The sequence below is a fragment of the Desulfobotulus pelophilus genome (assembly GCF_026155325.1).
Lineage (GTDB): Bacteria > Desulfobacterota > Desulfobacteria > Desulfobacterales > ASO4-4 > Desulfobotulus > Desulfobotulus pelophilus.
Map to the genome: position 1 here is coordinate 139011 of NZ_JAPFPW010000008.1, position 21356 is coordinate 160366.

The window sequence follows — 21356 nt, forward strand, 5'->3', positions numbered from 1 at the left end:
TTTCCTTTATTCCATGGTAACCCGGAGAATTTCCTCCGGCGTGGTCAGCCCCATTTTGATTTTTTCTATGCCGTCTTCCAGAAGACTCCGGTAGTTGCCCCCTGCCCGCGCCACGGTTGCGATTTCATGGGATGTGGCACCGCGCATGATTTTTTCCCTCAGGGCTTCATCCACAAGAAGAAGCTCATAAAGTCCTATCCTGCCGGTATATCCTTTACCTCCGCAGAGATCGCATGGCTTTACGGACCGCTGTACTTCAAATACACCCGGAGAGAGGTGGCGCAGGCCCAGCATGTCCAGCTCGGCCCTTGTGACAGGTTTGGCCTCCCTGCAGTGGGCGCACACCAGACGCACCAGGCGCTGGGCCAGAATAGCCCTGACGGAAACCGCCACAAGAAAGGATTCCCCCCCCATGTCCATGAGTCGGGAAAAGGAGCTGGGTGCATCATTGGTGTGCAGGGTGGAAAGTACCAGATGGCCTGTGATGGCAGCGCGCAGGGAAACCTGCAGGGTTGCTGCGTCGCGGATTTCTCCCACCATGATGATATCGGGATCCTGACGGAGAATGGCCCGGAGACCGGAAGCGAAATCCATGCGCTGGCCTCCGTCCACCTGGGTCTGGTTGATGCCCCTCAGAGTGAGTTCCACCGGATCTTCCAGCGTGGTGATATTGGTGTTTTCCGAGCGCAGCATCTGGAGGGAGCCGTAAAGGGTGGTGGATTTTCCCGAACCCGTGGGGCCGGTTACCAGAATCAGGCCGTGGGGTGATTTCAGCACCCGGCTGAACTTTTCAAGGCTTTCGCTGTCCATGCCCATGGCATTCAGCCGGATTTCTTCATCATGGGGAGGCAGAATACGGACAACAGCCTTTTCTCCGTAATGAACGGGGAGAACGGAGACGCGCAGATTTACGGCCTCCATTTCCACCTTGAGAAGACTGGGGCGGAATACAAAGGAACCGTCCTGGGGTGCCCTTCGTTCCGCAATGTCCATATTGGCCAGCACCTTGATTCTGGATGTGAGCTTCTGGCCCATGGCAAGGGGCAGGGACTCCACCCGCCGCAGCATGCCGTCTTCCCTGAACCGTATGGCAAATCCGTTCATTTCCGGCTCAAAATGAATATCGGATACATTGTTCTGGCTCACGGCGCGGACCAGTATTTTTTCCAGCAGCTCCACCACAAGGTTGAGATCGTCCAGATCCATGCTCTGGCTGCGGAAATCAATGCGCGTATCCACATCCTTTGCATAGGCCATCTGCTGGAGTTTTCTGAGCTGGCGCTCCGTAACCAGCACCAGCCGGACTTCCCCTTTGGCAAGGCGGGAGATGTTCTGCAACATGGCCCTGGGAACGGGGCCGTTGCAGGCCAGAAGCAGCTCGTTTTTTGTGTTGCGGAAAAGGGGCAGGACCCCGGCCCTTCGGGCCATTTTTTCCGGAACCAGACGAAGTATCTCCGGGCTGACGGTGGAGGCACCGTTGCCGTCATAGAGGGGAATGCGGGTAAATTCGGAAAGGGCCTGCATGAGTATATCTTCCGTAAGCAGTCCTTCCCGCACGAGAAGCTGGCCTGTCTTTTCCGGAACCACCTTCTGTATGGAAAGCACCCGCTCCAGACTAGCCTGAGAAATCAGGCCCTTCTGGACAAGAAAGCCCCCGAATCTGTCTTTGTACAGGGATATCATGGTTTCCTGCTTGCCCCTTCTTTTCCTGTGGTCGTGGAAAAGGACCAGGATCTCGGAGGGCCGCATTCTTTTTCCTTTTCCTCACTTCGGGACATTTCAGCACAGAGTGCCATGCGGTTTTCCATGATGGCCTTGTTTTTTGCCGCAGGCAGGGCTGTTTCCATGGATATGATGTTATGCTTCACAAGGGATAGGAGGGACTGCTCCATGGTCTGCATCCCCTCCCTCTGGCCCGTTTCTATGGCGGAGTAAATCATGTCGTCTTTTCCCAGCCGGATCAGGTTGGCAATGCCCGTTGTGGTGAACATGATTTCAACGGCAGGGGCACGGCCTGTCATATCCGTCTTCGGAAGCAACCTCTGGGAAATGACGGCCCTGAGGGTGGAGGAAAGCTGCTGACGGATCTGGGCCTGTTCTCCGGCGGGGAAGGAACCCACCATGCGGTTTACGCTGGACATGGCATCCTTGGAGTGCAGGGTGGAAAAGACCAGATGCCCCGTTTCCGCTGCCATGATGGCCGTGCGCATGGTGTCGAGATCCCGGATCTCACCCACGAGAATCACATCCGGGTCCGCACGCAGGGAGTCCCTCAGGGCATCGGGAAAGCTCAGTACGTCCGTGTGCAGCTCCCGCTGATTCACAATGCATTTCCCGTTCTGATGCACATATTCAATGGGGTCTTCCACGGTGATGATATTCTTACTGTCCTTGCGGTTGATGGCATCTATGATGGCTGCCAGGGTGGTGGATTTACCGGAGCCTGTCACGCCGGTTACCAGAACCAGTCCGTCCCGGAAGGTGGCCAGTCTGGCCACACTGGGGGGCAGCCCCAGGCTTTCAAAGTCCGGAATGCCCTTGGCCAGCAGACGGATGGCAAGGGAAAGGGCTCCTCTCTGGTAATAGGCGGCAAAACGGAAACGGCCTACATCCGGGCTGCTCACGGCAAAATCCACGGATCGGCGTTCCTCCAGCACCTTTGCATAGCGGGGGGGCATGACCTGCATGAGCAGCTCATGGATCTTGTCATGGGTATAGGGTCCACAGTTCATGGGGGTGAGGTCCCCCCGTATGCGGAAAACCGGCGGCTCGGAATAGGTGAGATGAAGGTCCGATGCATCCTTTTCCACCGTCAGCCGGAGAAGATCTTCCATATATTCAGGAGCTCTGTTAAGGCCCAGCTGCTTCCGTGTAAAACGGCTCATGGGGTTTCTCCCCGTATTTCCGTATCCAGACTGCGGCTGCTTCTTTCAAGGAAACGCCGCACCTCCCCTCCTCCCTCATCGGGATGTGCCATGATATGGGGGGTTACAAGGATAAGGGTTTCATTGCGAATGGCCCTGCGCTCCACCTTTTTAAAGAGGTAGCCCAGAAGGGGAATATCTCCCAGAAAGGGCACCTTCTGTTCATAATCCTGATCCTCCTGACGGATGAATCCCCCCAGAACCACCGTATTGCCTGCAGGAACGGCAAGGATGGACCGGAATTCATTTTTATCCACACCGTCCAGAGGAAAGGTCACGGGCTGCCCTGTTCTGTCATTGATAAGGGTGATGTCGGAAACCGCATAATTGGGAGATTCCATGGATACTGCCATATCCATGGTGATGGTTCTGTCCGCATTGATGAAGCTGCGGATATCCAGTTCCGTACCCAGTTCCCTCCTCTCTATATCAATAGTAAACACAACCAGATCCTGCACGTCTGAGCCCCGGATGGTTTCCTTGCTCACCCCTGTGCGCAGGGGTACCTCCTCCCCCACAAAAAAGCGTACAGCTGTATTGTCTGCGGTCATGAGAAAGGGAGAGGAAAGGGTTTTCATGCGATTTTCTCTGGCAAAAACCTGTAATCTGGCGGTGATGTGCTCATTGGAGAAAACCGAGGCAAGTGTGGTAGCGGAGAGTGCTCCCGGACTGCTCAGTGTACTGGCACCCACGCTGTAATCCTTTCTGTTTTCGCCATAGCTGAGGTCAAAAAAGGATTCAAAACTGTCTCCCAGCTGAAGGCGCAGGATGCGTACTTCCAGCAGCACCTGACGGATGGGTGTGTCCAGTTCCCGGATCAGACCGCTGATGTGCTGGAGAAGGGTTGTGTCCGATGAGCGCACCACAATGGCATTATTTTTTTTAAAAACGGTGACAATGGCAGGTATGGGTTTGCCGAGAAGACCTGCGGCCTCTTCCATACGGAGGTCTTCTTCCGGCACTCCCCTGTGGATGAGCTGTTTCCGTTCGTTTTCCGTAAGGCCGGTCCGGTTGTTTCCGGAAGTACTGGAAGCACCGCTGCTTCCCTCTTCCAGATGGCCGTATACAGACTGGCCGCTCATATCCCTGAAATCCACATCCGGCTCCAGCAACGTGGCCAGCAGGGCGGCCATGTCCTGGGCATTGGTGTAGCGCATGAAAAAGGCCAGTATCTTTTCCGACTGCTGGAATACCATGTTCTTTGCAAAGGCCTCTTCGCTCATCACAGCCGTTATCAGGTCGTCTGTGCGGAACCAGAGCTCATTTTTCCGTAAAAGGGCATCCACCGCACCGGCCACATCCACATCCCGCAGATAAAGACGTACCCTTTTGTCGCTGATATCCTCCTGAAGCATGAGGTTGATGCCGGAAAGCTCATTGAGAAGTTCGGCTGCGATGGAAAGGGGAAGATCCTGAAAAAAAAGTTCCCGTATGGGGGTATGACCTGCAGGATGGCGGAATCCCGGCCTGAAAGTCCGGTTCCTCTCTCCCGGTTCATGTCTGCTGATGATGCGCACATCCTCTCTGGCAACAGGCCGTCGTATTTCCGGCGTATCCCAGCCCTGCTGCAACAAAGGCGATGGCATGGCATGAATCTCCTTTTGAGCCGGACGCACATGGGTACACCCATGGAAGCAGATGGCAGCCACACAAAAAGCGACAAGGAGGAGGCACATATGGAACGGTTCAGCGTATTGTATTCCGAAACTCCAACGTTTTAATTTCATGGGCTCCGCTCCATAGCAAGGTCACTTGCCCATAGCATGGGGGCCTGTGCACCTGTCATAGAGGTTTGGGACCTGAATTTGTGCAGAACTATTACAAAAATATTTTTATTCACTTTCATGTACCCCGATTTCATACCACTGATGGTCCCTGCCCTGCAGCAGAACCCGGCGCTGGCCTCCGTTTCCCTGTACCCGGAATTCATGGCGCAGACCGTCCATTTCCACGTCCAGCCTGTCCTGCGGTCTCACCACGTGGTAGCGGCGCTGGGATTTCACATAAATCACGGCCCTGAAGCTGTCTTCCGTGAGAACCAGTCCCCGGAGCTGCATTTGCGCTGCAGCTGCCGGATAGTTGAACACGTCCATGGGCGGGGGCGGATTCATGAACGGTTCCCTGGCGGCTGCCCATCGGGGACTGGAGACCACAAGAAGCATCAGGGCCAGCAAGAGAAGAAAAACCCGGAAGGCTTCTCCTTTGAAAGCAAACATAGGAAACACCTTTCTTACCGTTAAAAAAGAATACCTGCTCAGCCGGTTTTTCCCTGCTCCCTGGGAGAGATCAGGGCAGAAAGCCTTGAAAAAGGATTTTGTCCACTGATTGATTGGTAAATATTGTAGAATGCTGGCAAAATCAGGACTATATTTTTTGTGTGCCCACAAAGAATATAGCCAATGCTACGTTTTTACATCCGGCACGTTTTTTGCCCCTTTATCATTTCCGGCTTTTTTAGCCCATGATCCAGATATCCATTGAGATGGCAAGGGGCCAGCCCTTGTCCGGTCTTTTGATTTCGATGGCTTCCACTTTCAGGGGCAGGGGCGATTTTTCCAGCCGTTGCAGCAGATACGTGAAGTCTGAAAAACTCCCCCTCGTTCCAAAACGGTACACATGCCAGGTAAAGAGTTCCTGTCTTGTCCCCGAGGGCCGGGACTCCAGTACGGGCATTCCCCGGCCCTCCATCTGCTGATAGATCCAGCTCAGGGAAGCCATGCGGCGTTCTTCCTTTCCCGCGTGCATGTTCCTTGCAGCCAGTTTTTTTTCCAGCTCTTCCACCCCTTCCCTGTGGGCTTTCAGTCTCTGCTGCAGTTGGAACAGAGGCGGGGCAGACTGAAGATCGTTGTAGTCTCTGATGGTTTTGTTCAACTGTTCTCTGGCCCGTTGCATGGCAAGCTGCTGGGGGTCATAGACCTTGTTCAGGTACAAAAAGATCATGCCCGTTATCACGGCGGCAATGAGGCCGAACTTTTCCAGCTTGGTTAATCTTCGGGCCATGTCAGCCGATCTCCATCATAATGGTGAAGCCGTGGCTAAGGCCGCTGTTTTTGCCTTTTCCCTGATACTCAAGGCGCCTGACCTCAACGGAACGGGTGAGGTTTTCTTTGCGAAGCAGCCGCACATATTCCATTACGGAAGAGGCCTTCACGGCAGAACCTTGAATTTCAAAGCCCTTTTTCCGGCCGGGAAGCTGGCGGATTTCCGTTAACACCAGATTTTCCGGAAGAAGATGGATTATTTTTTCCTTGAGCTGCACAAGCTCACGGATTTCCCTGCCCGAATCTCCCTCCATGAACCGGAGCTGTTTTTCCATTTCCTCTTCTTTTTTCCTTAGCTCATCAATTTGAGACTGCAGGCTGCGGCTGGTGCTCAGCTCACCTCGCCTTTCCTTGATCTGTTCTTCCAATGTCTGCCGCCGTTCCCGGAAATGATTTTCCTGATAACGCAGGAGAAGATAGTGGGACATGAGCAGGACAAAAAGAAGGGATGCCGCAGCAAGGGGCATGAGATAAATACTCTGGCGTATGCGGATGCCAAGGGGGATGGCATCGGAAATGCCGATGCCCTGCATGGTTTTTTTCCCAAGCTCCCGCATGGCCCCGCCTGCGGCCATGGCAAAGATGGGACTTTCCGTGGCACCAAGGGTGCTGAGACTGCCCGCACGGCGCATCAGCAGGGGTTCGGCTCCGGAAGGTGATAACTCTTTCAGAAAGCCCATCACCCTGCCATCCATGGCGCCTGTGCCGGTCACGATTACGGAATGGGGGGGCGGAGCCTGACGGAAATGATAAAAGAGGGTGTCTTCCAGATCCGGAATGCGGGATCCCAGTATGTGTTCCCGTATTCTTGGGGTGCTGATATCCATGGCATTGATGGAAAGGGTGTCTCCGCCCCGGAGCAGGGCAAAGCCGGAAAAGGCATCCCCCACCTCCAGAACGGCCCTGTCCGTATCCCTGTGCATGTCCAGCAGAGGCACATGGAAACAGACCTCCGGTGGATAAATGCGCATCATTCTGAGACCAGCCAGACGGAAGCGTTCCTTTACCGCCCTGTAAACATTTTGTTCCAGTACGGAAACCTGAACCAGCACCTCATCGCTTTCTTCCTGAATCTGGCCCGGCTCATCCCTTTTTTTTTCCACCTCCACACCGGCAAGGGACTGGTGGCCGGGAATACCCGTATAGGCTTCGGCTTCCCATTTTGCTGCTTCTCCCAGTGCATGGGCGGAGATTTTTTTCACCCTGTCCGGGTTCATGGGCAACACCACCACCCTTGCTCTGGGGGTGATGAATACCGTGGGGGTTTTTGCCCTGCACCCTAAACGGTTGCGGATTTCCTGAAGCTGGGCAATGCCGGGCAGCTCTTCCCTTGCATCGTGGAGTTTCAGGGCCATAAAATCCACAATATCAATTTTTCCGGCACGGCTGCGGACCAGAGCGGCCCTTATTTCATCGCCGGAACACTCTATGCCGAGGCAGCGTTTTTCCGGCAGGGGAAGGGCCTGCAACAGTCCCGCAAGGCGGGCAGGAGAAAGGGCGGCTGCCATAGAAGAAAGCCTTGCCCTAAAGCCCCCTTTGGGCTGGGCCGGAGTTTTGGGAGGAGGCTGGGGATGATCTGCCCCATCCCCTTCTATTATTGTTGTCTGGTCCTGTTCACTCATTTAAAAAAAGCCTGCTTCCTGCTCCATTAAAAATCTTTTATGACAAGCTCCCTGTCCACCATGCGGCCGGGGCTGGCATATACGCTGAAAATACGGGTAGGGCAGTTTTCTGAAGGGCAGGGTTCCAGCGGATTATCATTACCCTTCCAGCAGACCAGATACCTTCCCCCTGAGGCAAGGGGTGAATCGTCCGTGTCGCTGAAGGAAAAGGCTGACGTACAGGAGCCTTTGGTTCCATTTTCACCTTCTGTCCATGTCCATTTTCCTATTTCATCCCATGGGTCTCGTTCTTTTTTCCCTTTGATGCCATAAATGCGGCAGCGGATTTTTTCATCACCTGAACCGGGACAGGCCCCCTCTTCGGCATGGAAGCGGATTGTCAGCTTGAGAAAACCCGGTGTCCAGTCCTGCATACGAAGGATGCGGATGCGGTTATCGCGGTTGAGATCGTGTTCCGGGTCATAGCAGGGGGAGTCATCGGTACAGGTGCCATTCTTTTTCAGGGAAAAGGATTTTGTCCAGTTTTCCGGGTCCGTCATATGGAGGCAATTGTCATTGTCTGTGATGCAGAAGGAACCCGAAGGACCGCCGGAGAGAACCATGAGATGATCCTTTCCGTTTTCCTTGATCTTGAAGAAGTGAAGGGGCCTGTTCCAGGCATCCTGCAGGGTTTCAGTAGAACCGTGGGGTGCTGGAATATAGCCGTGTCGCCAGCCAACACCGAAATAGCTTTCCGTGAGTCCATGGCTGCCCCGCATGATTCCTTCCAGAGCTGTCTGGTCCCAGAGACCTCTGGGCTGGCCGTAGGTGAAAGCCTTTTCCCCTGAACCGTCCTTGAATAAGTTTTGCCAGTCTCCACTAACACTGCCCGTGCAGGAAACCGTATGGCCCTCATCATTTTTACACGCCCGGTTCCAGAGTTGCGGCCAGTCCAGAAGATCGGCCGTATAGCCCGTGTTGGCACCGGCCGGGGCATCGCCCACTATGGCTTTGGCAGCGCTGTCCAGCCTGTCTTCGGTAATAAAAATGAGCCGCTGGGTAATGGTGCTGATGCGGCTTTGTTTTTCCATGATGTCCTGCCACTGGTGTTTTGGAAATTTTCGTACAATATTATCCTGATTGTGGGATGCATCCGGATCATAGATTTCTATATTGTCGGGCAGGGTGGCCATGCCGTCCGGTCCCATGGAGATTATCCAGAAAAGGGCGTTGGCATCGGAGTCACTTTCTTTAGGGCCGGGGGAAATAAAAAACCGGAAGGCCTGCCCCCAGCCGTCCCGCAGCTGTTCACCGGCCTGCAGCAGATGAAAGTATTCCCTGTCCAGTTCATCCATGTCCTCATAATCCTTCTGGCTGCTGGCGTAGTGCCTTGCCAGTGATTTGGTTTTTCCCCGGGGTTCCCTGAGATAGGGACCTTTCCACCGGGTATCTGCGCTGCCCGGTGGAAAGGTCCAGAGCCCCCGGGGTTGTCCCAGAGACGGAGCCTTTGGATCGGTCACCTTGGTAAAATCCTTCCACTGAAAACGGTTCTTTGTAAATTCTCCCCTTGTGTCTCCGGGCAGGCCATCTTTTGCTCCCGGCTGGAAGAGATCCGGCCATGTGCCCATGTCTCCCACATAGCCGCCGATGATGCGCCCCTTGTCCAGAGGATCCACAAGCTGACTGTGGCCCAAAAGGGCTTCTTCCAGGGCATCCATGGCTGCAAGGGTGGCCCTTTCCCGTTCCGCCTCCCGGGCCATGCCGCCAAAGGGCAGAACCATGGCTGCCATGAGGCCCATGATTCCCACCACAATCAGTACTTCCATCAGGGTGAAGCCCCTGCTGTTGCCGCCCATGCCCGACTCCAATGGATGCGGGAAGGGCAAAAGCCCTTCCCGCGGGGGGTTACAAGGCAATGAATTCTGCCAAGTGATCAGAGTGTGATATTAAAGACCAGCAGTTTTAGCGGCTTCGATCTTTTCATCTTCCGTAACACCGGCAGCACCAGCGTAGATGGTCCACTCTTCAAAGTCTTCGGATTCAGGATACATGTGGCCTTCGGGGCACTGGGTGACAAACTCAAAGCCCTTTTGTTCTTTAAGAAGGTTGAAGACCCGGTAAACACCGCCATTGGCCTTGGCAACTATGTTTTCAAGGCTAGCAAGATTAGCAGTGGCTGATGCTTCAAGTCTTTCTACGGTAGCTTCCAGGCGGGGCAGGAGGATGCCGTAGTGGTTCCAGGTGATCTGCTCATCGTTCAGACCCGTGGGGCAGAGACCGGCGGTGGAAATCATGCCCTCTTTTACAAGGTCAGAATCAGTACCTACACCAAAGAAAATGCGTCCGATCCACTCAGGATTTCCCCATCCTTCATAATCAGCGCTGTCAACCTGAAGAATACCACTTACAGCTGAAGGGACAGCAAACCCGTCAAATGCGGGATCATTAGCATCTGATTCGGCACCAAGGCCCACCATAAGTACGCCAAGGCCGGAACGGATGCCCACGCGCTTCATGGGATCCTGCTGATTTGTTTCTTCAACTTCAACAAAGCTGTCCACAAGACCTTCATAATTATAAGCATTGAGGTTGTACACAGAGCCAATGCCAAGCTTTCGGATTTCCTGAGCTTCTGCATCGTTCAGGATATGAAGGGCAAACTGGCTGCGATCCATGAACTCTGCTGCAAAGGTGGCTTTTCCTTCATCGGAAAATTCAAGATCTCCGGTGCTTGAGGGGACCTTGAAATCGCCTTCATAGGCACCTGCTGACGTTAGAGTTAACTCTCCGTCCTGATCTACCAGGTTAACCAGACCCGAAGGAAGGCCACCCTTGGTTTCATAGTAGGTGGCCACTGCGGCTACCATACGTTGCTGGTTGGTGTCGCAGACCACATCTTCGGTGTTACCCACAATACCCGCAAAACGGGGAGCCACCATGGCCACGAGGAAGCCCATGATGGCCACAACCACGAGGATCTCCAGCAGGGTAAAACCCTTCTGGTTCAGTTGTTTATTTCGTTTTTTAAATATTTTTAACATTGTTTGTTGCTCCATAAAAAATTAAAGTTGTTTTTCCTATGGAGCAGCAACTCCGCCCCAGAGTCTGCCGCTGCCTGTGCACGATTTTTTCCCATACTCCCGTTTTTCTGACGTTCTTTCTTCCCTGCCCTGCCCCAGAGCTCTTTGGATAAAAGAATGGTTTTCCCTGCTTCTGGCGCCGCACCGTATCAGGGAATCGGCCTCCTCCGCTTCTTCACCTCCTTTCTCCTTGAATTGAAAATCGCTTATCATAAGCCTTCCCGGTAAAACAGGAAGGACGTTACCGGCATCCGCTCCCCGTGGACCGGACTTCGGGCCAGTCCACCACAAAACGAAAATCCTTTCCGCTGCTGACGATGATTTCCTTCTGTCCTCGCTTGAGAAAACGCATCTCAAGGGAAATTTTTCCATATCCGTCGTGCAGAAAAAGATCTGTGTACAGTTCCATGATTTTTTCCCGTATGGGGCTGTGTTCTGTGGAAAGATGGTTTTCCATGGTGTCTGCTCCCTTTAAAAGGAAAAAGGCGTAACCGAAGGCTAAAAAAATGCCTCTTCTCAGTTACGCCTTCACTTTCTGTCGCGCATTGATAATGCCGAAGACCGTAAGGTGTTCCTCTGTGCCTGAATTGTCCTTCTCCGAACGGTACCGAAGCTATAATCTTTTATTTCTTATGTCAAGTATTTTTTTGTCGCGCCTAAAAATATTATGAGCTCAGTCTTTTGCGCGGTTTCATCGTACCCTGCAGAATAGGGATCCCCCGTTTATTCCCCGTTCAGTGAGCGGATAGCTCTTCGGATTTCCTGCTGCACATCTTCGCTGGCCGCCTGTCCCTGTACCATTTCATCCAGAAGATTTTCCAGATCCTTTCGGGTATGGCGTATGCGGAGACTTTGTTCATTCAGAAGGGCCAGAGCGGAATTCACAGGTTGTGCCAGTTCCTGAAGAAGATCATTTTTCCGGAAGCAGACCCGTTGTCTTCCGTTGTCAGCTGCTTTTTCCAGCATCCCTATGCTTTGATGAATCGGCCCTGCAATCTGATGGGTGAGACGCACAGTCCAGATGGCCCCTCCGATGAGTACCGCGAGCAAAATGACGATGAATGTATTCAGGTAGGCCATGTTCACATGGATGATCAATTTCTGATCCAGAAATACCAGATAGAACCAGGCGTCTATGGTGGCGGTAATGCCCACGGCCAGCATCATAAGCATAAGAATGCGCCAGGTCAGGCTCAGCTGAAAGGCGGGAAACAGAAAAAACCTGCGCCGCCGGAAGATCCCTTTCATAAGATTTCGGAAGAAAAATCCTGCTTCTCCAGAACTTTCCTGCTGTTTTTCCACGAACATGCCGTTTTCTCCTTTGCAGTGATACCGTTGGTTCTCTGGAGCCTTTCGCAAGAGGCTGTCTTTTTCCGGCGGTGGCCGGGAGGCCGGATGGATCTGATGTTCTTGTCCTGTGCCTGTTTTCCCCCGCGAAAGTCAGTTGTCATGGGCCTTTACGGATCATGTCGTCTTTCGTATCCAGTATGCCGTCCGGACCGGCACAGGTAAGGATAAAGCTTCTGCGATCCGGATCTGTACTGTACCTGTAGGTGTTCCCCCACTGATCCCTGTTCAGCTCCCGCAGATCATTCTCCTGAAAACGGAGCTGCAGCCAGCGTTCAAAGTTTCTTTCCGAAGGATAGCGCCCTGTTTTCATGAATTCGTAATCCAGCAGGATGGAAATACTGCGCAGGTCACCCGCCGCCGTCACCCTTTGGGATGCCGTCATGGTTTCTTCGTAAAATCCCTGAATTTCATCCATGTTCAGGGCAATGGCACCGCTGACCGCAGCGGCAAGAACCAGTCGTTGAAGGATATCAATCATGGTATTTCCGGGTAAGAAGCTTCCCCCGCTATCCTCGAGGGGAGCGAAAGAGGGTGATAAATTTTTTGATTTTTAAATATTATTCGTTTTGCCAAAAAGAATGTCAAGAATGATTTTGCTTTTTTTCGCGAGGTTGTTTTGTGTAAGGAACAGAAAGTATCTGTTTGTGGGATCTTCTGCGTCTTCTGGGCAAGGACAAGTTGTTCCAGGGCAAGAGGCCACTGAACCTTGTTGTTCAGCATGCTTTGATTTGGAAAATCAATACTGTAATTTCAGATATTTGATTCCGGTGGAGGACGGCGAGGCTGGTTGTGGGTACCCTTGCAATTGTTTCGGACTGCGTCACGAGCCAATGATCCGTTTGGCAACGTACCTGACAGGCATGTTCGTTGTTCACGCAAAAATGCGACTGAATTCTTACGGTTTTTTTATATAAATAGGGTGCCTGTTTGTCTTGAAACAGGCACCCCACAGCCTTTATGGAGCCGGAAACAGCCTGCGCCGCAGAGTTTCAGTCAAAACTTCAGAAGGAGGCAACGGTTTGACCGGTTCGCTCAGACTACAATTATCCTTCCTGAGTTTCTGTGTGCTGACGTCTCTGATGGCGGATATTTCGCCTCATCTCCGGCTCTGTCATGCTTCCCCAGGGAATGAAGGTATAAACGGCACTGGCTTCAAAGGCTTCGGAGGGATGCACTGCGGGCAGGGTCTGGAAGATAAAGCGTCTGAGATCCGTACGCCTCTGCTGGGCTGTTTCACCTGTGGGGGCGGCAGAGGAGCAGTAGGAATCTGCCGTGGACCAGACATCCTTTCTCAGGCTTACGGTCAGGCCTTGCAGGGTGGATTTACGGTAAAACTGCAGCACATAGTTTTCCATGCTGCGGTCAATGCCCGCAGGGGGCCAGGTACGGTTGGCAGGATTACCGCCTTTCAAAATGAAATCAAGTGTATCCAGAGGGCCGCCCCCTACCCGGCTCATCACAACGAGATCATCAAGGTCTGGAGTGTCTTCGCCAAAGAGGGTATCCACGCCATAGCGGATGGCAATGAAACTCAGCACCGTGCCGGGACAGGTTTTGTTGTAGAAATCCAGTACATCCGTAAGATGGATGATACGGACCTCTCCATTCTGCGTGGCCATCAGGGGTGGAATCTTCTTCAGAGCTTCTGGATAATTTTTTTTCTCAGAAGCCATGAGAGGGGTGGCCACACCCAGACAGATGAGGGTGAAGCCGAGAATACAGCTGCATAAACGGTGCTTTATCATGAAGTTTCCTTTTGTCTGTTTCCCCGGAGACCTGTGCCGGTCTCCGGGGAAAGGTTATCAGAATTTGGCTGCCACACTGAAAAAGATATTGCGTCCTTTACCGACCCGGGATGTGGTTTCTACCTCTCTGGCATTGAGATATATCTGATCAAAGGCATTGTTCACGCCCACAAGCACTTCCAGATCCTTGGCAAAGAGATTCAAGGAGCGGATTTCCGGAGTCCATGTGGCAAGGAAATTGGCCTGGGTATAGCTGTCCCGGACATACCAGTAGGTCTGCCCGCCACTCAGAACCGTTTCCGGATTCTGGTCCGGTTTGAGCCAGTGGTTAATGGTGGTGCTGATTCGGAGGCTGTCCAGGGGCCGGACATAGGCAGTGAGGGTGGCTTTATCCGCAAAGGCCTGGGGTGTCTTTTTACCCGTGGCGTCATCGGTCTGATTGATGTGGGAGTAGCCAAGGTTCAGGCCGCCCCGGAATGAGTCATAGGCCGCTGTGATCTCATAGCCATCCCTGGAGACCCTGTTGATATTCTCGTAGGTTGCATAGGGAGTGTTTTCAGGGGATACGGGGCCTGCATGATCGGCAGTCAGCACGATCATATCTTCCACTTTGCCGTCAAAATACATGGCCTTGATGCGGATTCTGCCATCCGGGGTGAAAACGTCCCTGCGGGTGTAGGAGAATCCGCCCTCAAATTCTTTGGCCACTTCAGGCGTAAGGTTGGAATTGGGCAGGTACCAGTAATGGCGGTTCAGGGGACCCTCGGAAGAGGTCTCGTGTGGAGTGGGCGCGCGGAAGGATTCAGAGTAATTGCCCAGCAGGTGGAAACCGTCAAACACGCGGGCACTGAAACCTATCCTGGGAGAAAAGTGATCTCCGGAATAGGCCTTGCCTCTTCCTTTGAGGTCACGGTCAAAGCTGTCAAAGCGGCCACTGGCCTGTATGGTAAGTACCTCATCAAAAAAGGCGGATTCCAGATGGGCAAAATATCCTGTATCTTCATAGGTGTTGGGCATGGAGCCGAAATCCGTCACCTGGCCGTTTAATACGTAAATGGCGTCTTCTTCCCGTTTTTCGTAGTCTATGCCAAAAAGAAGGCGGTTGCTGGCTGTCAGGGCTGCAAAGGTCATCTCGTTGCGCAGCCTTACCCCCCATCGGGAATCTTCGTTTTCATAATCCAGCTTGGTCGGATTACCGGCAGCATTGATGTAGTCGTAGCCTCTGTCATAGCTGGCTTCGGAAGTGTAGGTTGTTGCACCGAAGTTGATCCAGTTGGAGTTGCTGGGATTATAGGTATAGGAGGCCACCATGTCCCTTTGGGTGAGGGTTCCGATTATAGGCCCTGTTACGGTGCTGTAGGCAGGGTGGAAAAGGCTCTGCCAGGTTACTTCAGAATCCTGCGAAAAGTCATAGTAGGAAAGGGCCAGGCGGGAGGCATCACTAAAGTTGTAGGCCCCCTTGATGAAGAGAACCCGAAGATCCTCATCGTTGTCCACATTTTTGGAGCGGATACCATTCCCGGCATCGTAGGCTTTGGCAAGGGTTCTGTCTCCATGGACGCCTTTTTTTCCGTATATGAGCACTTCATAGTTCTGATCTTCAGGAGCTGTGGCAAAGGCCACATATCCTTCCCTGTAGTTGTTATCTTCATAACGGAATTTTGTGGCCATGCCATAATTCTGACCGGGAACCATAAAATCAAAAGCATCTTTGGTGGTCATTTCCACCACACCACCAATGGCACCGCTCCCGTGGCTGACCGAAGAGGCTCCCTTGACCACCTCCACCCTTTTCAAAAGATCATTATCCGAGCGGAAGGTGGATATCTGATTGGAAAACAGGGAAGGAGAGCGGCGGACACCATCCTGAAGAATAATGACCCTGTCTTCGGACTGGTAACCGAAACCACGGATATTATAACCCTGGCCCATTCCCCTGCCGGAGTCCAGACCGGTGCTGACTCCCGGGATGGAGGTCATGGCTTCAATGACTGTGCTGGAGCTTTTAAGATCCTCTTCGCTCAGAATGGTTACAGAACCGGGATATTTCTGGACATCTGTTGCAAGCCGGGTACCGATTACGGTGACTTCCGTCATGGCGATGTCTTGCTCTTCCCTTTCTTTTTCTGCGGCAGAAACACCGAAGGCAAAAAAGGTGAGAGCAAGGCCTGCGCCCACCGCCTTTGTGAACCTTGTTTTTAGCATTTGTTCTGGCGGGGTGTTGCCTGATTTGTTGCGTGTTTTCCTTTGGAACAATACCATTCCACAGCCTTTCATTTGGGTTTCGGTTGGTTGATAAAATGATTACGCCTTTTATTTTTTTCTGGCTGGGGAACTTTTTTCGGTAACCCATATAGTTCTCTGGCAGGGATGTCAATAAAAATCCGTTCGGGTATTTTTTTCTCTGTCCAAAGGGGCAGACATCATGGTTTCTCAGGGGAAGAAAAGGGAGGCCGGGGGGGGAACGGGCTGTATGTCCATTCACTTTCCGGCTGAAGGACCACAGTAACAGGGCGGATATGGTCTGTGGAAAGGAGGGCACGGTGGGTACTGACCGGTCTGGGAAACGGGGAATAGGAGAGCAGCAGGCCGCAGAAACAGCCTGCTTTACTGTGTGGCGGAGTCATGAGGGGAAGAAGAAGCGGTGATGGTAGATGGCGGCTATTCCCTGCCGGGCTGAATCACACGGATTCTTTGAGCCTGATCCGGTCTGAGATAAAGGCGAAGTCCCGTTTTCATGGCAACGATAACCTGATTGCGGCCGCTATGCCCTACGGGCTGTGCCGGAGTTACGGCTTCAAGAAAAAGGACTTTTCCCGGTGCAATGGAAAAACCGTCCAGCATGGACAAGGCCCTGCTGCCGCCTATGAGCTGCTTTACCAGAAAGGGCTTGCCCCTTCCTGCCATGGCAAACTGCAGTTCGCGGCCTTCCATTTCACCCCAGATTTTGGTGGCCATGCCTTCGGTGAGTTTGAAATGGTCATTGCCCATGCGGATAAGATAGTTCATGGGTGGAACCCTGTGCTCCATGCGCAGGTTGTCGTTTTCTCTTATTCCCAGAATTTCAAGTCCTTCTGCCAGAGAGCTGCCGCATACAAGGCCCTCCACATGGCCCGTTTCGCCGGGCAGCATTTCCAAAACAGGGGTTTTATGCCCGTCGTCGTGGTGTACAATCACCTTGGCGGCCATGCCGCCGGCCAGTACGACATGGCCTCTGGGGCCATGCACCCGCACCGGTCCGAGGTGTACTTCCTCATCAAGGCGCATCAGAGAATCGCCTGCATAGATTCCCATACGGGCCAGGCGGTCACTGAGTATGGCATCGTCAATTTCGGACAGGATCAGAGACCTGTTGCAGGGGGCCTGATCAAGATGGAAGAGCATCCTGTTCTCCTTTGTTCATGGCCGCATAGGCCAGAATGGCAATGGTTGACGCATTGTGCAGGGCAGCGGACGTGAGGGTGCTGATGCGGCCGGTACCTGCGAGGACCAGCAGGCCGGAATTGATACCCACCGCAGACCAGAGGGCGTTATGCAGTACCCTGCCCGTATCCCTGGCAATATTCCTTGCCATCACAAGCCCTTCCAGATCATCTTTCATCAGTACAACCTGAGCCGCATCCCTGGCCAGATCCGCGCCTTCGGACATGCAGATGCCCACATCAGCCGAAAGAAGGGCCGGAGAGTCATTCACGCCGTCTCCCACAAAGGCAACCTTTCTGCCCTCTTTTTTCAGTCTGTCCACAATACGGGCCTTGTCTTCGGGTTTCAGACCGGCATGAACCTCATCCAGCTCCGTAAGCTGATCCGCAACGGCGTGGACCGGCCTCGGCTGATCTCCGCTGAGCATCACAAGGCGGGTAAAACCGGAGGCCTTCAGAGCTTTCAGGGTATCACCCGCTTCACTGCGCAGGGTATCTCTCAAGGCCATGAGTGCCACAAGCCTTCCTTCCAGCGCCACATAAAGGAGGGTTTTCCCCTGGTCCTGCAGGGATTCTGACTGTTCGTTCACGTCAGCACAGGAAATACCTTCGTCTTCTTCAATAAAGTGCCGGCTACCCACCAGCACCCGTTTTTCATCCACATAGGCAGAAACACCGTGGGCTACAATAAAATCAACCTGACTTATGGGCGGCAGGCTGAGATTCCTTTCTCTGGCCGCCTTCAGTACAGCTCTGGCAACGGGGTGGCCGTAGTGTTCCTCCGCTCCGGCGGCAAGGGCCAGGATTTCATCTTCAGTGAAATTTTCCAGGGCCAGGATATCCGTAAGCTGCAGAAGTCCGTGGGTGAGCGTGCCGGTTTTATCAAAAATAAGGGTATCCACACTTCCCAGTGCTTCCAGTGCCTGGGCTCCCTTCAGCAGTACTCCCTTTCTGCCTGCATGGTACATGGCCGTTCGGACGGCTACGGGTGTGGCGAGCTTGATGGCACAGGAATAATCCACAGCCAGTACGGATGCGGCTCTGGCTGCAGAGCCGGTCAGAGCGTACACACCAAGACCCACACCGAAGGTAAGGGGCACCAGCCTGTCGGCCAGTGTATGGCTCCAGCGCTGATGACCGGACTGGGTACGGAGGGATTTTTCCAGAAATTTTCCGATGCGGGCCATGCTGGTTTCTCTCCCCACATTCAGGGCTTCCACCCTCAGTTTGCCTTCTTCAATGATACCGCCGGAAAGCACCTCATCTCCCGGGCTGGCATGGACAGGGGCGGATTCTCCTGTGATGGAGCAGGCATTCACAGAAGCCTCGCCGGACAGGACAAGCCCGTCTACGGGAATCATTTCGCCTGGACCGCAGATCACAATATCTCCTACCATGGCCTGATCTGATGAAATCATCACCTCTGCCCCATCCCGTTCCACCCTGAGGCTGTCCGCCTGGGGACGGAGAAGATTCTTCAGAAGATCATTGGCCTGACGGGTGCTGGATTCTTCAAAGTATGCGGCCATGGAAAGCATGGCGCCAACGGCGTTACCCACAAAATAATTTTTTCGTGCAAGGGACATCAGCCTCACGCTGGCATCCAGAACCTCCACTTTCAGGCCTTCGGTGATAAGGGTTTCCGCCCCGCTCACGAGGGTAGGCAAAGACAGTACCCAGGAAAAGGGGCCTTGCAGGGACCGGGGCAGAAAGGGGGTGATGGCGGCAGCCATGGTACGGGTACCCACTTCAAAGAGATCCGGACCACTTCTTCTCCGGATTTCGGGGAGAAAAGCATCCTGGGGAAGATTGTTCAGCCGGAGCAGTATTTCTTCCCGAAGGCTGGATTCCGTATCATGCTCCACCACAATGGAGCCGGAGCCTGTGTTCATGCGGACCTGCTGCACACCGGGCAGGGAGGCGATGAGGGCGGTTACATAGTCGGGATCCAGGGCAGGGTTGGTGAAGGCCCTGCTTTTCAGACGAAATCGTCCAGGAATACTGTGTACCACCTGAATGGGCGGATTGTCTGGCATGTATCGGATTCGTGTCATGGAGATTGTTTCTTTTTCGGGGTGTACAGAAGGTGATGCCAGGCACTTAATCCCACCAGTGCAGCACCCGCCGCCACATGGAGGCGGCGGGAAGTTTTAGAGCTCACCAGACCGGTAACCACGGTGGCTCCCAGGCAGAGAGCCAGCCCCAGCTTGATCTTATCCCTTTTCGCACGGATTTCTGCAGCACGGGATACTTTGCCTGCTGCGCCTCTTCCCTGACATTCCATGGGATTCATGGCTGCCTCCTCTGTGAAATCAGCTCTGTACTCATGATGAAATACCCTGTTGGTGGCGGGTGTTCCGGAAGCCAGCTCGCTTTCCTGGGTTGTGTGAAGAAAGCAGTTGTTGCCTTTTTTAGCCTTCGTTTTTGCGTGGTAATGCTATTTTAAGGCGTTACGGGGGCTTATTCCGGCCAACAACCCTTGTTTTCCCAGGGATCTGGCCCTAAGTCTGTGTGCCGGGCGTCGCCCCGGTCCCTCTCCCAGTGGGAGAGGCAAGAGAGTTCGGGGTCCCCTGCGGGTGCCGTTGGCCAACAATCCGGGTACCCGCAGGGAGACGGATTGTCTCTCTGTTTGTTTTATTCCCTATGAGTAATAAAAAATCATGATTCCTTCTGGCTCATTTCAGCGCGTATGTCCTGAATTTGTTCCTTCACTTCCTCCACACCACCCTGAACCGCAGACCAGATTTTAACCACGCCGCCTACAAGAGCCTTCTGGATGGTGGGGTTGGTCAGTACAAGAGCGGCTGCGGCTCCTACTACAAAACCCTTGATGTAGCCGGAATTGCGAAAATCCACCCAGCTTTCAAAGGTACCCGGAGCCTGTGGCGGGTAGTAATAGGTCTGACCATCGGAGTGCACCAGATATTCGTTGGGAACGGCCTGATAACCGTAGGAATAGGCGGTATTGTATTCCTGAGGAGCGGAATTGTAGCCTGCCTGAGGGTAGTAGTAGTAAGGCGTATTGGTATGGCTCATGTTTTTCTCCTGTTCACAGATAGGTCGAAAGCGGACAGTGCCGCAGGTTTTCATGGAGAAAATTCTTTGTCACCATGAATGAGAGGTCTTTTCTGCCTGATGCAGGGAATTCAGATCAGGCCTTTTTGTCGGAAACGGTCTTGTCCGCAAGGTATTTGACGCCTATGGTCACGGAAAGAAGGCCCAGAAGGGAAAGGGTTCCCCGAAGTCCCACCATACTGACAGCGGCTGTTCCAATGGCAGTGGCTATGCCTGTGGTGGCACTTTCTTTCAAAATATCTTTTACGGCTTCGTCTTTGGTGATGGATTCCTCTTTCACCTTGCGGATATTTTTTGCTGTGGCAATGCTGCCACCCACAAGGGCGCCTGCCGCACCCATGGCCAGCGATGCTCTGGGCGCCATTCCGATGTGCAGGCTGGTGGGATTCGGGTTTTGCATATCCATGCGGCTCATAGGTCGGCCTCCTCTTTTGGCTGGGTGTGGGTATCGGGTGAAGGGGGGGCTGCGGCAGCAGCACCGGAGAGTCCGGCAAGACCTTTTGCCAGCAAGGATTTCGGCGCATCTGTTGTGAACAGAAGGGTGATACCTGTTCCGATCAGAGCACCCTTCCAGAAATCCGAACTCACGGTCTGGAAGAAATTCATGAATCCGGATATATCCGGTTGACCGTTGGCGGCATCACGGATCAGGCCATAGAGATGGCCGTAGTGCATGGCCATATCCTGGGGGTTGGGTATGGGTCCTGCGTGGGCTGTTCCCGGAGGTGGTCCGTAAAAGGGGGCACTCTGCTGACGGTAGGGTGGCACATAACCGGGCATGGCATGGTAAGATGGGTCGGCAGAGGAACCTTTGCAGCATCCGCCTGCATGGCCGGTTTTTTCCGAAGGACTGGTTTCGGAAGCTTGTTTGGTATTCTGGCCGCAGGAGTCTTCTCCGGTCTGAAAGGGTGTGCCCTGAGATGGTTGACCAGGGAATGGATAGTCCTGCGGTCTGAATCGGGGAGGCTGGCCCGGCATGGGATGGCCCTGTGGTGCGAACCGGGGAGGCTGGCCCGGCATGGGATAACCCTGCGGTGGAAACTGGGGAGGCTGACCCGGCATGGGATAACCCTGCGGTGGAAACTGGGGAGGCTGACCCGGCATGGGATAACCCTGTG

Annotated in this window: 18 protein-coding genes and 1 pseudogene; all 19 read right to left on the bottom strand. The window is 53.5% G+C overall.

The annotated features are described in order from the left end of the window. Positions 1–6 precede the first annotated feature (6 nt). On the bottom strand, positions 7–1683 hold the full coding sequence (locus OOT00_RS08675; protein WP_265424951.1) for a GspE/PulE family protein: 1677 nt from the start codon (positions 1681–1683) through the stop codon (positions 7–9). After that, positions 1680–2885 (bottom strand): type IV pilus twitching motility protein PilT, encoded by a 1206-nt coding sequence (locus OOT00_RS08680; protein ID WP_265424953.1) that lies wholly within the window; start codon positions 2883–2885, stop codon positions 1680–1682. Before OOT00_RS08680 ends, OOT00_RS08675 begins: the two co-directional genes overlap by 4 nt. Further along, positions 2882–4651 carry a type II secretion system protein GspD gene (locus OOT00_RS08685; RefSeq protein ID WP_265424955.1) on the bottom strand — a complete coding sequence of 590 codons (1770 nt, stop codon included), beginning with the start codon at positions 4649–4651 and terminating at the stop codon, positions 2882–2884. Before OOT00_RS08685 ends, OOT00_RS08680 begins: the two co-directional genes overlap by 4 nt. Positions 4652–4756: 105 nt before the next feature. Beyond that, positions 4757–5140, bottom strand: coding sequence for a hypothetical protein (locus OOT00_RS08690; protein WP_265424957.1), 384 nt, complete (start codon positions 5138–5140; stop codon positions 4757–4759). A gap of 238 nt (positions 5141–5378) precedes the next feature. Further along, positions 5379–5924 (bottom strand): hypothetical protein, encoded by a 546-nt coding sequence (locus OOT00_RS08695; RefSeq protein ID WP_265424959.1) that lies wholly within the window; start codon positions 5922–5924, stop codon positions 5379–5381. A gap of 1 nt (position 5925) precedes the next feature. Next, positions 5926–7587 (bottom strand): PilN domain-containing protein, encoded by a 1662-nt coding sequence (locus tag OOT00_RS08700; protein ID WP_265424961.1) that lies wholly within the window; start codon positions 7585–7587, stop codon positions 5926–5928. Positions 7588–7613: 26 nt separating this feature from the next. Further along, positions 7614–9422 (bottom strand): type II secretion system protein, encoded by a 1809-nt coding sequence (locus OOT00_RS08705; RefSeq protein ID WP_265424963.1) that lies wholly within the window; start codon positions 9420–9422, stop codon positions 7614–7616. 90 nt (positions 9423–9512) lie between these two features. Further along, a complete protein-coding gene (locus OOT00_RS08710) occupies positions 9513–10607 on the bottom strand; it encodes a type II secretion system protein (RefSeq protein ID WP_265424965.1) in 1095 nt (364 codons plus the stop codon). Positions 10608–10887: 280 nt separating this feature from the next. Beyond that, complete coding sequence (locus OOT00_RS08715) at positions 10888–11103, bottom strand: hypothetical protein (RefSeq protein WP_265424967.1); 216 nt, start codon at positions 11101–11103, stop codon at positions 10888–10890. Between the two features lie 266 nt (positions 11104–11369). Further along, entirely contained in the window at positions 11370–11954 is a 585-nt protein-coding gene (locus tag OOT00_RS08720; protein WP_265424969.1) for a hypothetical protein, read from the bottom strand. A 139-nt stretch (positions 11955–12093) separates the two neighbouring features. Further along, positions 12094–12474 carry a type II secretion system protein GspG gene (locus OOT00_RS08725; RefSeq protein WP_265424971.1) on the bottom strand — a complete coding sequence of 127 codons (381 nt, stop codon included), beginning with the start codon at positions 12472–12474 and terminating at the stop codon, positions 12094–12096. A 565-nt stretch (positions 12475–13039) separates the two neighbouring features. Further along, complete coding sequence (locus OOT00_RS08730; RefSeq protein WP_265424973.1) at positions 13040–13741, bottom strand: hypothetical protein; 702 nt, start codon at positions 13739–13741, stop codon at positions 13040–13042. A 57-nt stretch (positions 13742–13798) separates the two neighbouring features. Further along, positions 13799–15946, bottom strand: coding sequence for a TonB-dependent receptor domain-containing protein (locus tag OOT00_RS08735; RefSeq protein WP_265424975.1), 2148 nt, complete (start codon positions 15944–15946; stop codon positions 13799–13801). Between the two features lie 456 nt (positions 15947–16402). Next, on the bottom strand, positions 16403–17125 hold the full coding sequence (locus tag OOT00_RS08740) for a FeoA domain-containing protein (RefSeq protein ID WP_265424977.1): 723 nt from the start codon (positions 17123–17125) through the stop codon (positions 16403–16405). Beyond that, positions 17109–19217 (bottom strand): heavy metal translocating P-type ATPase, encoded by a 2109-nt coding sequence (locus tag OOT00_RS08745; RefSeq protein ID WP_265424979.1) that lies wholly within the window; start codon positions 19215–19217, stop codon positions 17109–17111. The genes OOT00_RS08740 and OOT00_RS08745 overlap by 17 nt, the downstream gene beginning before the upstream one ends. Then, positions 19214–19456, bottom strand: a complete 243-nt coding sequence (locus OOT00_RS08750) for a hypothetical protein (RefSeq protein WP_265424981.1) — start codon at positions 19454–19456, stop codon at positions 19214–19216. Before OOT00_RS08750 ends, OOT00_RS08745 begins: the two co-directional genes overlap by 4 nt. Positions 19457–19821: 365 nt before the next feature. Next, positions 19822–20199, bottom strand: coding sequence for a hypothetical protein (locus OOT00_RS08755; RefSeq protein WP_265424983.1), 378 nt, complete (start codon positions 20197–20199; stop codon positions 19822–19824). Between the two features lie 115 nt (positions 20200–20314). Then, on the bottom strand, positions 20315–20653 hold the full coding sequence (locus tag OOT00_RS08760) for a magnetosome protein MamC family protein (RefSeq protein ID WP_265424985.1): 339 nt from the start codon (positions 20651–20653) through the stop codon (positions 20315–20317). Next, a pseudogene (locus OOT00_RS08765) lies at positions 20650–21356 on the bottom strand (hypothetical protein); the annotation flags it as partial. The gene OOT00_RS08760 and the pseudogene OOT00_RS08765, both read right to left, overlap by 4 nt.

What these genes read in the sequence shown, in the direction of transcription:
- OOT00_RS08680 (WP_265424953.1), bottom strand. Translation starts at nt 2,885, where the DNA reads ATGAGCCGTTTTACACGGAAGCAGCTGGGCCTTAACAGAGCTCCTGAA.
- OOT00_RS08700 (WP_265424961.1), bottom strand. Translation starts at nt 7,587, where the DNA reads ATGAGTGAACAGGACCAGACAACAATAATAGAAGGGGATGGGGCAGAT.
- OOT00_RS08705 (WP_265424963.1), bottom strand. Translation starts at nt 9,422, where the DNA reads ATGGGCGGCAACAGCAGGGGCTTCACCCTGATGGAAGTACTGATTGTG.
- OOT00_RS08755 (WP_265424983.1), bottom strand. Translation starts at nt 20,199, where the DNA reads ATGAGCCATACCAATACGCCTTACTACTACTACCCTCAGGCAGGCTAC.
- OOT00_RS08735 (WP_265424975.1), bottom strand. Translation starts at nt 15,946, where the DNA reads ATGCTAAAAACAAGGTTCACAAAGGCGGTGGGCGCAGGCCTTGCTCTC.
- OOT00_RS08675 (WP_265424951.1), bottom strand. Translation starts at nt 1,683, where the DNA reads ATGATATCCCTGTACAAAGACAGATTCGGGGGCTTTCTTGTCCAGAAG.
- OOT00_RS08690 (WP_265424957.1), bottom strand. Translation starts at nt 5,140, where the DNA reads ATGTTTGCTTTCAAAGGAGAAGCCTTCCGGGTTTTTCTTCTCTTGCTG.
- OOT00_RS08760 (WP_265424985.1), bottom strand. Translation starts at nt 20,653, where the DNA reads ATGAGCCGCATGGATATGCAAAACCCGAATCCCACCAGCCTGCACATC.
- OOT00_RS08730 (WP_265424973.1), bottom strand. Translation starts at nt 13,741, where the DNA reads ATGATAAAGCACCGTTTATGCAGCTGTATTCTCGGCTTCACCCTCATC.
- OOT00_RS08745 (WP_265424979.1), bottom strand. Translation starts at nt 19,217, where the DNA reads ATGACACGAATCCGATACATGCCAGACAATCCGCCCATTCAGGTGGTA.
- OOT00_RS08695 (WP_265424959.1), bottom strand. Translation starts at nt 5,924, where the DNA reads ATGGCCCGAAGATTAACCAAGCTGGAAAAGTTCGGCCTCATTGCCGCC.
- OOT00_RS08710 (WP_265424965.1), bottom strand. Translation starts at nt 10,607, where the DNA reads ATGTTAAAAATATTTAAAAAACGAAATAAACAACTGAACCAGAAGGGT.
- OOT00_RS08715 (WP_265424967.1), bottom strand. Translation starts at nt 11,103, where the DNA reads ATGGAAAACCATCTTTCCACAGAACACAGCCCCATACGGGAAAAAATC.
- OOT00_RS08720 (WP_265424969.1), bottom strand. Translation starts at nt 11,954, where the DNA reads ATGTTCGTGGAAAAACAGCAGGAAAGTTCTGGAGAAGCAGGATTTTTC.
- OOT00_RS08750 (WP_265424981.1), bottom strand. Translation starts at nt 19,456, where the DNA reads ATGAATCCCATGGAATGTCAGGGAAGAGGCGCAGCAGGCAAAGTATCC.
- OOT00_RS08725 (WP_265424971.1), bottom strand. Translation starts at nt 12,474, where the DNA reads ATGATTGATATCCTTCAACGACTGGTTCTTGCCGCTGCGGTCAGCGGT.
- OOT00_RS08685 (WP_265424955.1), bottom strand. Translation starts at nt 4,651, where the DNA reads ATGAAATTAAAACGTTGGAGTTTCGGAATACAATACGCTGAACCGTTC.
- OOT00_RS08740 (WP_265424977.1), bottom strand. Translation starts at nt 17,125, where the DNA reads ATGCTCTTCCATCTTGATCAGGCCCCCTGCAACAGGTCTCTGATCCTG.